At 41.4% G+C, this 16296-nt stretch carries 13 protein-coding genes; 6 read left to right on the top strand and 7 right to left on the bottom strand.

What is annotated here, in order from left to right; translation table 11 throughout:
- Positions 1-29 precede the first annotated feature (29 nt).
- The gene (locus LPH68_RS11300; protein ID WP_151920813.1) at positions 30-2681 is read left to right on the top strand and encodes a collagen-like protein; all 2652 of its coding nucleotides are present in this window, start codon (positions 30-32) and stop codon (positions 2679-2681) included.
- Positions 2682-3248: 567 nt separating this feature from the next.
- Positions 3249-4805: an ATP-binding protein gene (locus LPH68_RS11305; RefSeq protein WP_004316203.1), complete on the top strand. Its 1557-nt coding sequence runs from the start codon at positions 3249-3251 to the stop codon at positions 4803-4805.
- A gap of 45 nt (positions 4806-4850) precedes the next feature.
- Here the strand turns inward: LPH68_RS11305 and LPH68_RS11310 are convergent, their stop codons facing one another.
- Positions 4851-6425 (bottom strand): Rne/Rng family ribonuclease, encoded by a 1575-nt coding sequence (locus tag LPH68_RS11310; RefSeq protein ID WP_004316204.1) that lies wholly within the window; start codon positions 6423-6425, stop codon positions 4851-4853.
- A 283-nt stretch (positions 6426-6708) separates the two neighbouring features.
- Positions 6709-6984: an HU family DNA-binding protein gene (locus LPH68_RS11315; RefSeq protein ID WP_004300646.1), complete on the bottom strand. Its 276-nt coding sequence runs from the start codon at positions 6982-6984 to the stop codon at positions 6709-6711.
- A gap of 211 nt (positions 6985-7195) precedes the next feature.
- On the opposite strand from LPH68_RS11315, the gene mutY reads away from it, so the two are divergent.
- From mutY to LPH68_RS11335, 4 genes are all read left to right on the top strand, one after another.
- Positions 7196-8236 carry an A/G-specific adenine glycosylase gene (gene mutY, locus LPH68_RS11320; RefSeq protein WP_004316205.1) on the top strand — a complete coding sequence of 347 codons (1041 nt, stop codon included), beginning with the start codon at positions 7196-7198 and terminating at the stop codon, positions 8234-8236.
- 181 nt (positions 8237-8417) lie between these two features.
- Positions 8418-8897: a single-stranded DNA-binding protein gene (locus tag LPH68_RS11325; protein ID WP_008025720.1), complete on the top strand. Its 480-nt coding sequence runs from the start codon at positions 8418-8420 to the stop codon at positions 8895-8897.
- A 77-nt stretch (positions 8898-8974) separates the two neighbouring features.
- Entirely contained in the window at positions 8975-10327 is a 1353-nt protein-coding gene (locus LPH68_RS11330; RefSeq protein WP_004316207.1) for a gliding motility-associated protein GldE, read from the top strand.
- Between the two features lie 43 nt (positions 10328-10370).
- The gene (locus LPH68_RS11335; RefSeq protein ID WP_004316208.1) at positions 10371-11003 is read left to right on the top strand and encodes a 4'-phosphopantetheinyl transferase superfamily protein; all 633 of its coding nucleotides are present in this window, start codon (positions 10371-10373) and stop codon (positions 11001-11003) included.
- 178 nt (positions 11004-11181) lie between these two features.
- Here the strand turns inward: LPH68_RS11335 and LPH68_RS11340 are convergent, their stop codons facing one another.
- The 5 genes from LPH68_RS11340 to LPH68_RS11360 form a co-directional block, all read right to left on the bottom strand.
- Complete coding sequence (locus tag LPH68_RS11340) at positions 11182-11406, bottom strand: (4Fe-4S)-binding protein (RefSeq protein WP_004316209.1); 225 nt, start codon at positions 11404-11406, stop codon at positions 11182-11184.
- Positions 11407-11414: 8 nt separating this feature from the next.
- Positions 11415-11717: a GNAT family N-acetyltransferase gene (locus LPH68_RS11345; RefSeq protein ID WP_004316210.1), complete on the bottom strand. Its 303-nt coding sequence runs from the start codon at positions 11715-11717 to the stop codon at positions 11415-11417.
- Between the two features lie 169 nt (positions 11718-11886).
- Positions 11887-13260, bottom strand: a complete 1374-nt coding sequence (locus LPH68_RS11350) for a tryptophanase (protein ID WP_004316211.1) — start codon at positions 13258-13260, stop codon at positions 11887-11889.
- A 236-nt stretch (positions 13261-13496) separates the two neighbouring features.
- Entirely contained in the window at positions 13497-14282 is a 786-nt protein-coding gene (locus LPH68_RS11355) for a DUF4465 domain-containing protein (RefSeq protein WP_004316212.1), read from the bottom strand.
- A gap of 36 nt (positions 14283-14318) precedes the next feature.
- A complete protein-coding gene (locus LPH68_RS11360; protein WP_008016879.1) occupies positions 14319-16295 on the bottom strand; it encodes a YncE family protein in 1977 nt (658 codons plus the stop codon).
- Position 16296 lies beyond the last annotated feature (1 nt).

Genomic DNA, 16296 nt, shown 5'->3' on the forward strand with positions numbered 1-16296 from the left:
TATATTATTAATGTAATTTTTAAGTAGTTATGAAGAAAAATTTTGTTAGGGTAATGCTTTTCGGGGCATTGACGCTTGCTACTGTCACTTATGTAGGCTGTAAAGACTATGATGATGACATCGACAATCTGCAAACGCAGATTGATGCCAATGCGGCAGGTCTTGCTGAACTGCAAGCAAAAGTGAATGCAGGTAATTGGGTAACAGACATTAAAAGTATCACTGGTGGATTTGAAATTACTTTCAACAATGGAAATAAATATTCTATTGTGAATGGTAAAGATGGATCTGTCGTTGAAATTGGAGAAAATGGAAACTGGTTTATAGACGGTGTTGATACTGGGAAACCGGCACGAGGTGAAAAGGGTGAGACCGGTGCTACTGGTCCTGTCGGTCCTGTTGGCCCCGAAGGTCCTGTTGGTCCTGTTGGCCCCGAAGGTTCTGTTGGTCCTGTTGGTCCCGAAGGTCCTGTCGGTCCTGTTGGCCCCGAAGGTCCTATCGGTCCTGTTGGTCCCGAAGGTCCTGCTGGTCCTGCCGGAAAATCTCCTTTTATTGGTGATGGAACAGGTGAATTTGAAAAAGATTATTGGTATTTCTATGATGACGCTACAGATAAATGGGTGAAAGGTGATTATTCGTCAGCCACTGTTTATGCTGTACAGAATGAGGGATTACCTAGCTTTACTCTACATGTAAAAGATAAAACTACTGGAACAGAATTAACAACTATTCTGCCTACTGCAGCTTTGATTAGTAGCCTTGAAGGAGTGACTATTGAGAATGGTAAAATCACTGCAGGCGGAACAAAGGAACTTAAATTAAGTTATGCTCAATGCAAAGCTGATTTCACTTTTGGTATGGAGGATGAGAAAAAAGAATTTAAGAAAAATGACCTGTTAATAACTAATTCCGGCGTGTTGAATGCGTTGATTAATCCAGTAGGTCCTGACTTTACTGATAGCAAATATCAAATCTATTTGATGAATTCTCAAAATGAAGCTAATTTTGTTATCTCTAAGATTGAACAAAATAAAACTGCAAAACCATTGACACGTGCTACCGAAGCCAAAGTGAATCGTGGTGTTTACGACCTTACTGTTACACTAAAAGATGGCTTGAATTTGGAAACTGCCCTTCCTGCAGATGAAGCATACGCATTCTGTACAAAAGACGCATGGAACAATGAAATAATCTCTGCTTATGATGTTAAAATCAAACCGGAAGCAGTTACAAGTGCTACTAAACTGGTAGATGCAGCAGTGTCCGCAAAAGTTGGTGAGGTACAGGTTTTGGATGACTTGGCAGCTGCAGCTACCACCACTCCTATGGATTTGAGTACAGTCTATGCATATTATTATAAGTTGGCAGCCGATGCTCCTGAAGGTGTAACATTGGGGACGAACGAAGCCGGCAAACAAACCATCACTTCTACCAAAGGGCAAGAAGCAAAGGTTGAAGTCTGCTATATAACTACAAATGGTATTCCTTTTGATGGAGAAACTCATGAGGGCATTGATTATTCTAGCGTCGGTGGCTCCTCTGCTCCGGCTAAACTGACTGTCACCTTCAAGCAAATAGAAACAAAATCTTTGGCAGCACAGACGGTAGTTTGGAATAAATCAGAAAAATCCGACATTGCTGTGTCAGCAGCTAATATTAAGGCAATCAAAGACGCTATTACTACTGCTAAACTTGCTAGCTCAACTGCCACGGCTAACGATGGAGATAAAGTGAAGTTTAGTGGTATTGCTTCTGGTGATACTAAATATGATAACCTGAAACTGACAGTAACCGCTGCATACAAGGGTACTATGGAAGCCGTATTGACAGTTGACGTTGACGCAACGAAGCAAATTGTATTCAAATTACCGGTAACTGTTGATTATAAGACGCCTGTATTTACAAAAACTTCAGGTATGTGGACTGAAGATGGCAAGGTGTCTCTTCTGATTAATGAAACTAAGAATGCTGATAAGATTCAGAGCATCAGTCTCGAAAGAGAAATGGGCTCAATCTTTACTACATGGAACGCTATTACTGGCGGAGTTACTTCAGGTATATACAACAGCATTACGTATGATGTTGACAAGAATGGTGACGATCATGTAGGAAGTGTAGCTAACGATAAGTTCACAGTAGACATGGCTCACGCTAAAGACAATATGGCATTCTCTGTAGATGTAAATTGTCAGCCTAACGATGCTACTGAACCTGCTTCAATTGCTAACCAAAAGATTCAATTCATCTCATTATCAGAATTGCTTAAATCGGAATTTGGTGCAACGGACGCTAAAAAAGGTATCACAACAGCGTATACAGCTGAAACCATAGATTCAGAGATTGATGTATTAGGTGACATTGTATGGAAAGACAGAAAAGGCAAGGCAATGTGGCCGACTGCAGATAATAACACTTATGACACTGGTACTTTGACTACCGCTGACGCTGTTCTTGCTCTTTATGGATATTCTATTAAGGTAGAACGAAGTGACAAAACTAACTTCAAGTTTGATTCTACTGGACAGAAATTGATATTAACAGATGCTGGTAAGGCCTTGAAGGGTCTTGTGAAAGATTTGGTAGTGACAGTTACTATTACTCCTTCAATCAGCTGGAGCGCAACATCTCCTGCACCTGTGGTGAAGACAGTAACATTCCCTACTGCTCTCTTTGCGGATTAATTTGAAATCCTTTAATGTTCTATTAGATAGCTCCTCTATATTTGCCTCTGGCAGAGGTGGGAGCTATCTCTAGAATGATATAACATAATAGGAGAGCCCGTGCTTGTTGAAGTGCGTTCTCTCCATAAATATGAAACCCTTCTTCACCGAAGTGTGAAGATTATATGTTGAGAAGTGACAAAGCGAAGAGACACAGCTTGTGAAAGTCCATCCTTCCATCTTTGTTCTTCTATTAGAAAAGGGATGCCTCCCCACATTTCCTACTGGCATCCCTTTTATCTTTACTCTTGGGACGTCTTTTTTTGTTGTACTAGAATCAATTGCTAGTCGCCCATTTCCCTATAGGTAAAGGAGACGTCCTCAAGATACAGAAAGCCCGAGCTTGCGAAAGTCCGGGCTTTTCGTAATTTTGTGCAGTCATTATCCCCTTATTTTATCGTCCCTAAGTTTCCGGGGAAATGTGCAGAATGAATGATTGAAAAGAATCTTTTAACCTGCCATGACAAAGATTTCTATTAAAAATATATATCTTTGCAAGAAAGGCATTGATTAATAAAAGAAGAGAATATGAGCCATAAAATTTATCCGATCGGTATTCAGAATTTCGAAAAAATTCGTAATGACGGTTATTTCTATATTGATAAGACAGCACTGATGTATCAAATGGTAAAGACCGGAAGTTATTACTTCTTGAGTCGTCCGCGCCGTTTCGGAAAGAGTCTGCTCGTCTCCACCTTAGAGGCCTATTTTCAAGGAAAGAAAGAACTGTTTGAAGGGCTGGCTGTGGAAAAACTGGAAAAGGACTGGATCAAATATCCTATACTGCATCTGGATCTTAATATCGAGAAATATGATACATCCGAAAGTCTGGATAATATACTTGATAAATCGCTGACAGCATGGGAAAAACTATATGGTGCCGAGCCGTCCGAACGTTCGTTTTCCTTGCGTTTTGCCGGTATCATAGAGCGCGCTTGTAAGTTGGCGGGGCAACGTGTGGTTATTCTTGTCGATGAATATGACAAACCCATGTTGCAAGCCATCGGTAATGAAGAATTGCAAAAGCAATTTCGGAATACATTAAAGCCTTTTTATGGAGCGCTTAAAACAATGGACGGTTGCATCAAGTTTGCATTCCTTACCGGTGTGACAAAGTTTGGCAAAGTCAGTGTGTTTAGTGACTTGAACAACTTGGATGATATATCCATGTGGAATGAGTATGTCGAAATCTGTGGCATTAGCGAGCGTGAAATCCACAACAATTTGGAAACAGAGCTTCATGAATTTGCTGCTGCGCGCGGAATAACGTATGATAAACTTTGTGAAGAGTTGAGAGAGTGCTATGACGGTTACCATTTTACGCACAATTCTATTGGTATGTACAATCCGTTCAGTTTGCTTAATGCTTTCAAACGTAAGGATTTCGGCAGCTATTGGTTTGAAACGGGCACACCGACCTATCTGGTGAAATTGCTGCAAAAACATCATTATGACTTGGAGCGGATGACGCATGAAGAAACCGACGCCCAAGTATTGAATAGCATAGACTCTGAATCTACTAATCCCATTCCGGTGATTTATCAGAGTGGCTACCTCACCATTAAAGGGTATGATGAAGAATTTGGAATGTATCGGTTAGGTTTCCCGAATCGTGAAGTAGAAGAAGGATTTGTCCGTTTCCTGCTTCCTTATTATGCGAATGTAAATAAGGTAGAATCTCCGTTTGAAATTCAGAAATTTGTTCGTGAAGTACGTTCCGGCGATTACAGTTCTTTCTTCCGTCGCTTGCAAAGCTTCTTTGCAGATACCACCTACGAAGTGATTCGCGATCAGGAATTGCATTACGAGAACGTGCTTTTCATCGTTTTTAAACTGGTCGGCTTCTATGCCAAAGTGGAATATCATACAAGCGAAGGACGCATCGACCTTGTCTTGCAGACAGACAAATTCATCTATATCATGGAATTTAAACTGAACGGTACGGCAGAAGAAGCATTGCAGCAGATAAATGACAAGCATTACGCTCTTCCTTTCGAGATGGATGAACGGAAACTCTTTAAAATAGGAGTAAATTTCAGTGCGGAAACCCGTAATATTGAAAAATGGATAGTTGAAGAAAAATAGATAAAACAAAAAGGCGGCTCGTTTTGACCGGGCCGCCTTTTCTGTTTATTTGATTTCGATTTCTTCCTTCATATCGATTTCCTCTCCATGTGTATCATAGAACACATATTGCAGAAATGCGAGTTTTTGACTTGGAATAATCTTGATACCGAATCCGTATTTCATTTGCCACTTCCGTTTCAGGGAAACGAGTCCCTGATTGATATAAGCGGCAACATACGGATGGACGTGTAACGAGAATTTCTTAACCTTCAGTTTATTGACTAGGTAATCAATTTTACTCTCCAAAGTGTCCGTAAAAAGAATGGACGACTTGATAGTGCCTTTGCCGAAGCAAGTGGGGCAGGTTTCGGTCGTGTTGACGTCCATTGCCGGACGCACACGTTGGCGTGTAATCTGCATTAGCCCGAATTTGCTAAGCGGCAGAATATTATGCCGTGCCCTGTCTTTCTGCATATTGGCACACATTCGTTCATAAAGCTTCTGACGGTTTTCGGCTTCATTCATATCGATGAAGTCCACGACAATGATACCACCCATATCTCTTAATCGCAATTGGCGGGCCAGCTCGTCGGCGGCTCCCAGGTTTACTTCGAGTGCGTTACCTTCCTGCCCGTTGGCATTCTTGGTGCGGTTACCGCTGTTCACGTCTACTACGTGAAGCGCCTCAGTGTGCTCAATAATCAGATAGGCACCACTCTTGTAAGAGATTGTTTTACCAAACGATGATTTAATCTGCTTGGTGATACCGAAATTGTCGTAAATGGGAAGTTGACCTTTGTACAGTTTCACGATATTAGCCCGGTCGGGCGCAATCAGTGATACATAGTCTTTAATTTCATTGTACACAGCCTCGTCGTTGACGTGAATATTCTCAAAAGAAGGGTTGAAGAGGTCGCGCAACAAACCTACGGCGCGGCTGGTTTCTTCATAAATCAACGTCGGATACTTGGTGGCTTTTTGTACTTTTACCATCGCATCTTCCCAATGCTTAACCAGGACTTTAAGCTCTCCGTCGAGTTCGGCTACGCGTTTGCCTTCGGCTACCGTGCGGACGATGACACCGAAGTTTTTCGGCTTGATGCTCATCAGCAATTGTTTCAGGCGGGCGCGTTCTTCGCTCGATTTAATTTTTTGTGAAACAGAAACCTTGTCATTAAAAGGGATCAGTACGAGATAGCGTCCGGCAAACGAAATTTCGGACGTCAGTCGCGGTCCCTTAGTGGAGATCGGTTCCTTAACGATTTGCACCACTACTTCTTGTCCTACCTTGAGGGTGTTGGATACTGTTCCATCCTTGTCAAGATCGGGAAGCAGGGTTGCTTTGCTGATGGAGGTCAGCTTCTTTTTGTCGCTTAAAGTCTGCTTTACAAACTTTTCGAGTGAGTTAAATTGAGGACCCAAATCTAGATAATGAAGGAAAGCGTCTTTCTCGTAACCGACGTCTACAAAGCATGCATTCAGTCCGGGCATCAATTTCTTGATACGTCCCAAATACATATTGCCCACAGAGAAAGAAATATTTCTTCCTTCGCTTTGAAGTTCCACCAGGCTCTTATCTTCGAGAAGGGCGATGGAGACCTCTTTGGGCTGTACGTCAACTACTAGTTCACTTGTCACTGTTTTGTTTCCTTATTATTGATTGAATCTCATTTATATGAACAACTTTTTTGACAAATTGTTCATTTTGGGTTAGCTACTTAAACAAAGAACAAACTTGAAAGACATTAGCTTCGCAAGTTTGTTCTTTATTTCTGTGTGATCCAGACTTAAAAATTATTTTTTGCTTTTATGTCTGTTCTTTCTTAGTCTTTTTTTACGCTTGTGCGTAGACATTTTATGTCTTTTTTTCTTTTTTCCGCTTGGCATAGCTTCACATTTTATGGGTTAATACTCTTGTTTATTATTTCTTTACTGAAATTGTAAATGTCTTAGCCGGTTTGAAAGCCGGAATGTTGTGCTCCGGAATAATGATCGTAGTATTTTTAGAAATGTTACGAGCAGTCTTTTGTGCTCTTTTCTTTACTACGAAACTACCAAACCCACGCAAGTATACGTTCTCATCGTTAGACAATGAATCCTTTACTGCATCCATAAATGCCTCAACTGTTGTAAGAACTGTCTGCTTATCAATTCCAGTTTTCTTTGTAATCTCGTTTACAATATCTGCTTTAGTCATTTTTCCTTAAAAAAAATATTATTACTATGTTATTGCTAATTTTTTGGACTGCAAATATATAGCTTTTTAAGCTCCTAAAAAAATATATTCTGCACATTTTTCTAAAAAAATAGTGGCATAGGGTTTTCTTAGAACCAAAAGAGTTACTTTTGTGTGCCTTTTGGATAGGATAGGCAAGATAAATGTTAGATAATACACTAGGAACGAGGATATGAACGAGTTTACTAAAACGATTGTAGAGTGGTATAAAGAGAATAAACGTGAACTGCCCTGGAGGGAGTCTGCCGATCCGTATCTGATCTGGATTTCGGAGATCATTCTTCAACAGACGCGGGTGGCGCAGGGGTATGATTATTTTCTTCGTTTTATCAAACGTTTTCCCGATGTGCGGACTTTAGCCGCTGCGGAGGAGGATGAAGTGATGAAATACTGGCAAGGACTGGGATATTACTCACGTGCCCGCAATCTTCATGCCGCCGCCAAAAGCATGAATGGGGTTTTCCCGGAAACGTATCCGGAAGTGCTGGCTCTGAAAGGAGTGGGGGAGTATACAGCGGCAGCGATCTGTTCGTTTGCTTACGGTATGCCTTATGCGGTAGTGGACGGTAATGTGTACCGGGTACTTTCGCGCTATTTTGGCATCGATACTCCGATTGATTCGACGGAAGGAAAGAAGCTCTTTGCAGCATTGGCGGATGAGATGCTGGATAAGAAGCATCCGGCTGTTTATAATCAGGGAATAATGGATTTCGGGGCGATTCAGTGCACTCCGCAGTCGCCTGATTGTTTGTTCTGTCCGTTGGCAGGCAGTTGCTCGGCACTTTCGAAAGGCTGGGTGACAAAACTTCCGGTGAAGCAACACAAAACAAAGACAACGAACCGTTACTTTAATTATATTTATGTACGTGCGGGCGCGTATACCTTTATAAATAAACGGACGGGCAATGATATTTGGAAAAATCTGTTTGAACTGCCATTGATAGAAACTCCGACGGCTCTTTCGGAAGAAGATTTTTTGACTTTACCGGAATTTCGTGCACTCTTTGTGCCGGGGGAAGTACCGGTGGTACGTTCGATTTGCAGGGAGGTGAAGCATGTATTGTCTCACCGGGTTATCTATGCTAATCTATATGAAGTGACCTTGTCTGAAAATTTGACTTCTTTCAGTGATTTCCTGAAAATAAGGGTGGACGAACTGGAGCAATACGCTGTTTCTAAATTAGTACAAGACTTGCTACAAGCATTAGAATAAGCATTAGAATAAGTATTAAGTAATAAGTATTGAGTATTACCCATGCAGTTTATGGCGCAGCCTAATACTTAATACTTAAAACTTAATACTTGATTTTATACTTAAAATCTTGCATCCTATTGTTATTCTGTTTAATTTTGGCAGCAGATTTAATTTTAAGAATCATAAACTTGATACAGATATGTCAGTAAATAGAGTGATATTGATAGGAAACGTAGGACAAGATCCTCGGGTAAAATACTTCGATACAGGTTCGGCAGTAGCAACTTTCCCGTTGGCTACAACGGATCGTGGATATACGTTGGCTAATGGAACCCAGATTCCCGAAAGAACAGAGTGGCATAATATCGTTGCATCCAACCGTTTGGCGGAGATTGTGGATAAGTATGTGCACAAAGGTGACAAACTGTATCTGGAAGGAAAGATAAGAACACGTTCTTATAGCGACCAGTCGGGTGCTATGCGCTATATCACCGAAATTTATGTGGATAATATGGAAATGCTGTCTCCGAAAGGAGCCAATCCGGGTGCGGGAGCTTCTGCTACTGGACAACCGGCTACGGGGCAACAGCAACAACCGGTTGCCGGCCAGTCGCAACAAGCGCAGCAGTCGCAGGCACAACCCGCACAAGATAATCCGACAGATGATTTGCCGTTCTAGATAATGTGATAGTGTGCCAATAGGTTTTCGCGAGCTTCTTGGCACATTATCTTTTGTTTAATTAAAATATAGACTCTTTGGACTCAGATGGTTATTTAAGCCAATTGGCTGACATTTTCAACGGTATTACCGTAAACACTCCTTCTATCTCTGCTATTATTGCCATAGTATTGGCAGGTGTACTCCTGCTTGCTTCCGGCTTTGCTTCGGCTTCCGAAATAGCTTTTTTCTCACTTACTCCTTCCGACCGGAATGATATTGATGAACAGAATCATCCTTCCGACGAAAAAATAAGTGCCCTGTTGGGGGATTCAGAACGCCTCCTGGCAACGATATTGATTACGAACAACTTTGTGAATGTAACCATTATCATGCTCTGCAACTTCTTCTTTATGAATGTATTTGTTTTTCATTCTCCATTGGCAGAGTTCTTGATACTGACCGTCATCCTGACTTTCCTATTGTTGTTGTTCGGTGAAATCATGCCGAAAATCTATTCAGCACAGAAGACTTTGGCTTTTTGCCGTTTTTCGGCACCGGGGATTTACTTCCTGGAAAAACTGTTCCGTCCGATAGCTACTGTGCTTGTACGTTCAACCACTTTTCTGAATAAACATTTTGTAAAGAAGAGCCACAATATTTCTGTCGATGAATTGTCGCACGCATTGGAGCTGACAGATAAAGCGGAACTCTCTGAAGAGAATAATATCTTGGAGGGTATTATCCGTTTCGGCGGTGAAACTGTGAAGGAGGTGATGACATCACGTCTGGATATGGTCGATCTGGATATCCGTACCTCTTTCAAGGAGGTGATGCAATGTATCATTGAAAATGCTTATTCGCGTATTCCTATCTATTCCGGTTCGCGGGATAATATCAAGGGGGTATTGTATATTAAAGACTTGCTGCCTCATGTCAACAAGGGGGATAATTTCCGTTGGCAGTCATTGATCCGTCCGGCTTATTTTGTGCCGGAAACAAAGATGATTGATGATCTGTTGCGTGACTTCCAGGCGAATAAGATTCATATTGCCATTGTTGTGGATGAGTTTGGAGGAACTTCCGGACTGGTGACGATGGAAGACATTATTGAAGAGATTGTGGGTGAGATTCATGATGAATATGATGATGAAGAACGTACATACGTGGTCTTGAATGACCATACCTGGATATTTGAAGCGAAGACGCAGTTGACGGATTTCTATAAGATTGCGAAAGTAGACGAAGACGAGTTTGAAAAGGTGGTGGGAGATGCGGATACATTGGCGGGTATGCTGCTCGAAATTAAAGGTGAATTCCCGGCATTGCATGAGAAAGTGACTTATCACCATTATGAGTTTGAAGTGCTCGAAATGGATAGTCGTCGTATCCTGAAAGTGAAGTTTACAATTCTGCCGAAGGATATGGAAGGCTCGGAAGAGAAGGAATAATCTTGGAATCATAATTTTGAAAGCATAATCAAGCAAACGTAAGATGGCGTTATTTCTGCAACATAAGACGGATGATATACAGTGGGCTGTCTGGAAGATGGAAGAGTCTTTGGAGGTTCTGTTGGCTCTTTTGCCGGATGCGCGCAGAGTTTTCTGTGAACAGGAATTGAATCGTTTTGTCTCCGAACGCCGTAAGATGGAATGGTTGTCCGTTCGTGTTTTGTTGTATGCTATGTTGCAGGAGGATAAGGAAATCGGTTATTCTCCCGAAGGAAAACCGTATCTGACGGATCATTCTTTTTTCATCAGTATTTCTCATACGAAAGGTTATGTAGCTGTGATGCTTGCTTCTTTCACTCCGGCAGGCATTGATATTGAGCAATATGCTCAACGCGTTCACAAGGTATCCGATAGGTATATCCGTTCTGACGAACAAACGGAACCTTATCAGGGAGATATGACTTGGGGACTGTTATTGCATTGGTCGGCAAAAGAAGCTGTTTTTAAGCGGATGGAAAACGCTGACGCTGACCTTCGTAAACTCCGTTTGACGCATTTTATTCCTCAAGAGCAAGGAACGTTTCAGGTTCAGGAGTTGGCGACGGAGCAGCAGGAACTTTACTCTGTCGGTTATCGTATCTGCCCGGACTTTGTACTGACATGGACATTGAGTTGAATGGGGGAGGAAATGAAGTGCCTCTACCTGTTTCTCTTTTCTTTGTAATGTGTGATGTCTTGACATAATAAATAAACCCCGAAAGTTTTTGTATGACTTTCGGGGTTCACTTTATATTCGGACGCCCTCATGATTTTATGAACTCACGGCTTTTCAGACAGGTTCTTTTATGGTTGGTTTACTTCTCTTTTTTGTTAAGTCGGTAGCTCAATGCTCCTGACGGACATTTACTGATTTGTGCAATTAATTCTTCCGTTGTCGCATTTTCTATTTGCACCCAGGGTCTTTCTTTAGGATGATAGACATTGGGTAGCATCTTTACACATATTCCGGCATGCTGGCATAATTCCGGTTTCCATATAATGGTCAGTTCACCATTGGTGTATTCTATTTTCTTTTCCATATCTGTATTTATTTAATATGAATACCACGCATTACAATGCGCTTCCATTCCGGATGTTTGTGAATATATCCGGCTACAAACGGGCAAAGCGGTACCAGGCGTAAACCTTGTCGTTCAATGTCTGTCAGTGCTTTTTCTGCAAGTTGTGATCCTACTCCCTTGCCGCCTAATGAGGCGGGTACTTCTGTATGCACAAGGTATATTTCTCCATTATTTGATTTGATATAGTCTATTTCGGCTATTTTGCCATCGATCTGAAATTCATATCGATGTTTTTCTTCGTTGTCTATTAATTTATAATCTTCTGCCATAATTTTACGTATTAAGTTCGATTATAATATAAACACTTGGGAAACACTTTTGTTTTATGCAAACAATTATTCTTGTTAATGGAGAAAGTATTGCCCGTTCATACTGGCACTGGTCTTTTCGATCCCTTTCTATTACTTCTTCAACTGATATTTGTTATTTTTTCTAAGTTTATAATCTTTCCAATTGAACTGTGAAATGTCTCATTAAAGGCGCTTCCCAGGCGATACGCACTCCGTGAGTGATGCTTTCTCTACGTTCATATACATTTTTGAGAGCGGCGGCTATTACATTCATATGATTGTCTGTATATACTCTGCGGGGAATGGCGAGGCGGAGTAAATCAAGACCGTTAAAACGATTTTCATGAGTCACCGGATCACGGTCGGCGAGGATATAACCGATCTCACATCCGCGGATACCGGCTTCCAAATAAAGTTCTATGGTCAGCGTCTGTGCCGGGAATTCTTCTTTGGGAACGTGCGTCAGCACTTTAGGTGCATCAATGAAGATGGCGTGGCCTCCGGCCGGTCGTTGGTAAGGAATTCCGTATTCATCCAGTTTCTTTGCCAGGTATTCCACTTGCTTGATACGTGTTTCGAGATTGTCGAATTCGGTGTTTTCATCCAAGCCGATGGCAAGAGCGTTCATATCCCGTCCGTTCATTCCTCCATAGGTGAGATAGCCTTCGTATTGTACGCAGAAACCTTTTGCACCTTCATACCAGTCTGCACGTCGTGTGGCGATAAATCCACCCATATTGACGATTCCGTCTTTCTTGGCACTCATTGTCATGCCATCGGCTAGAGAGAACATTTCCCGTGTGATTTCTTTGATGGTTTTGTCTTGATAACCTTCTTCGCGCATCTTGATGAAATAGGCGTTTTCGGCAAAGCGTGCAGAGTCGAAAAGTACGGGTTTACCGTATTTGTCAGCAATGGCACGTACTTCATGCAGGTTTTGCATGGATACGGGTTGTCCTCCGGCTGTATTGTTGGTGATGGTTACGATGATAAAAGGAATTCGTTCTGCATATTCTGTCAGGGCTTTCTGCAATTTATCAGGGTCTACATTTCCTTTGAACGGGATTTCCAGTTGGGTATGTTTTGCTGCATCGATAGTGCAGTCTAATGCGGTGGCATGGCGTCCTTCGATGTGTCCTTTGGTGGTGTCAAAATGTGAGTTGCCGGGTACAATGTCTCCTTCATGCACGAGATAAGAGAAAAGCACATTTTCTGCGGCACGTCCTTGATGGGTAGGTATGATATATTCAAATCCTGTCAGTTTCGTAATCATCTCTTTCAACTTAAAGAAAGAGGTTGCTCCGGCGTAACTTTCATCGCCTAGCATCATTCCCGCCCATTGACGGTCGCTCATCGCTCCGGTTCCGGAATCGGTGATGAGATCGATATAAACTTGTTCTGATTTGAGTTGAAAGACATTATAATGTGCTTCTTTAATCCATTGCTCGCGTTCTTCGCGTGTGCTTTTCCGGATGGGTTCTACCATCTTTATTTTCCATGATTCAGCAAAAGGTAATTCCATTGTCGTAGATTTAATAGTTTTGAACAACGAATGTAGCTAAAATTTGTGTGATTAACAAATATATAGTGTCTTTTTGTTAGTGAGGGTTATTGGATTTACTTCTCTATGGGCTGGTAATATATCAAAATGTAGTGAGTAGATAGAAAGAGAGCCGGATTTCTTAAAAGAATATCCGGCCCTTTAAAATTATGCGGTCGATTGATGTTTAATCTCAACCAATCAAACAAGTTGGTTATTTAGTCTTCAATAGTGATACCGTCAAGACAGAAATAGGTTGGGGTCATTGCACCCCATTGGTCTTCTTTGGTGGTCTTGATATTGAATTTCAATCCCTCTGTTTCGCCTAATGAAGTTAGGTCTACCCATTTCCATGTAGTTACAAATTGGGTTCCTTCACCTAAAGTGCACTCTACACTTTGAGTTTTATCCATATTATAGATGATGATTTTGAAAGAATCTGTATTTCCAAATTTATCTTTTCCTTCGAATATAGAACTACCTTCCTTCATACTATTGTAAGCATAGACACAGTTTGTTAAATATAGTCCTTTTACTCTATAGGATTCCAATTTGTTTGAATTGTCGTGGTCTCTGAAACGGATTGCAGCTTCTTTATCAGAATTCTTTCCAATTTTATATCCGGCAGCTCCCACGATAACGTATGTATTATTGATTACTCCTTTTTTAGTGATAGCGCGATAATCATAAGTTGCGAAGTCTGGGCAATCTTTTTCTGTACAATTTGTAAATGCAAAACTATCTGAATAGAAACCGTATGTTGAAGATACACAGTCAAATTCAAAGATACCACTAGCGTCAGTTAATAGATTATATTTGTAGTTAGTTGTCCCCCAGTCGCTACTAACAGACCATGAATCATCCGGATTTTCTTGATCGCCCATATCAAGTGTATGAGTTTCGTAATTGGGCAGGCTAAGCACGTATGTTTTTGTATCGTCATCATCGCTACAGCCACAAAATACAAATACTGATAACAGTAATAATAAAGATAATTTCTTCATGTTCTTTTCTGATTTTAGTTATTAATTAATTATTGATTATTTCTTGAAATGTAAGTTCTCAATGGTGGTAACTTCGGTTGATATTTCACCCATTTGTCCTGCATCCTGATTGACTGCGGTCATAATCTTCACGAAGTCGATTTGATCCAAGTCTACCGGACTGCCATTACTATCCACAGCCCAATCTATCTTGAAATTACTTCCTTCCTTGCTGTTAGGATGGTTGTCTGCATATCCCCACGGATAGCAATATCCTACCCATAATCCGTTCTCTAAAACGGCATTATCTTTTAGACGTGTTCCCTGGAATGTGATTTCATCACTTTCTATCCAAAGTGGATAATATGATTCCTGGTTATGGAAGCTGTTGCGGAAGATATATCCTTCGTTGCCTTGATTGTCTTTCCAAAAAACTTTTAGGTTGGCTGGATTCGGACGGTGATAGGTTATCTCGTATCCGCGTGTTTCAGTGTCTTTCCCGTATTCGCTTCCTTTCAATTCATACCACTCGTCGTCAGGCTTTCCATTGCCATTTACATCTTTAGATACAAATACGATTCCCGGTTCTGCACTTCCGCCCAATGCTCCTGTTCCGGTTTTGGAGTTATAGTAAGCATTGCCTTTTATCTTGAAGTCATATTCTCCTGTTACATTCGGAATGGATTGTGGGAATCCTAAAACAATGTAACCGCCGAATCCTCCCAATGTAAGGAGTGATTTCTGCTGGATTCTGCGGGTTGCTTCTTCTAGTATATCATCATAAGTAAAGCCTTTCTTATATGCTGAAGTGGTAGTGTTGATAAACTGTCCGGGAGCAGGGCGATATTCCCATACTTTATTGGCGAAGGCCAGAGGATTTTCCTTATCATCATCGTTGTCATCAATATCGCTTTGTGAGGCTTTGTCACTGAATGCAATTGTATTCGGGTTAAGTCCGATGTTGTTCAGACGGAACATGAGTTGTCCTTGTTGGTTGAAACAAAGTAAGTCTCCATAGGTGGTGTAATCACGGGCTTCGGTGATATATACATTGTTGCTGTAAGGATTGATGTTGATGCCGTATGGCGTTTTTATCACTGTTCCGTCAGTTATGAAATTCTCACGGATTGTCTCTTCTGTTTTCAGATTGAACATCTTGATAGAAGAGGTCTGCGTGTTATAATTGTAATTGTATAGATAGGCAATCTCTCCATCGATGGCAAAGTTTTGTACTTTCTCGTTAGATTGAGTGACTTTGTTTGTCCGGCAGTCTATCTTGACGAAGTTATAATCGCCGGCTTCTACATCTTCGCCACGGGTGGCTACATAAACGGTTTCGTCCGGCCCTGCTACTATTTTACCGGGATTCGGGCCTACTGTTAGTTTGCTACTTTCTTTAAATGTGGCAATATCGACAACAGATACCGTGTTGTCTACCCCCACCAGTCCTGATGAATAGTCCAACCCGCCGGAATTGGAAATATACAACTTTTCGTTTTGTACACAAATACCGTCGGGGTTGCGTCCCACTGATGTGATAGCTTCTATGGATAGGGAGGTTGTGTCTATACGTGCAACGGTTCCATCGTATGAACATACGTATGCCTTTTCTTTGTGAAAAGCGATGTAGCGTGGTTGACGGGAACTTCCGTTTTCTGCCAACATCTGAATCTGTTTCAATGAGCTTCCCGTACGAAAGTCTATCACTTCTACCGTACTGGAGATATTGACTATCACATATATCTTGCTTCCGTAGATGGCCATGTCATTGGCTGTGTCTCCTAATCCCCGGCGGTTGACTGCTTTGAAATAGTCACGAACCATTTGCTGGTTGCCGAAAGAAAAACGTGCCAGCGAGCTATTGTTCTGATTGAACAGTCCTTCGCATAATACATATAATTCGGCGGTACCCGTTTCTGTCGGATCGCCTATAATGCCTGATGTGAATGGTTTGTCCTCCATATCATCACATGCCACGAATAAGATTATGGATGACAGCCAGCACGAGAATATATATATTAGTTTCCTTTTCACG

Source organism: Bacteroides sp. 1_1_30 (assembly GCF_020982715.1).
In the GTDB taxonomy this organism is placed as follows: Bacteria; Bacteroidota; Bacteroidia; order Bacteroidales; family Bacteroidaceae; genus Bacteroides; species Bacteroides xylanisolvens.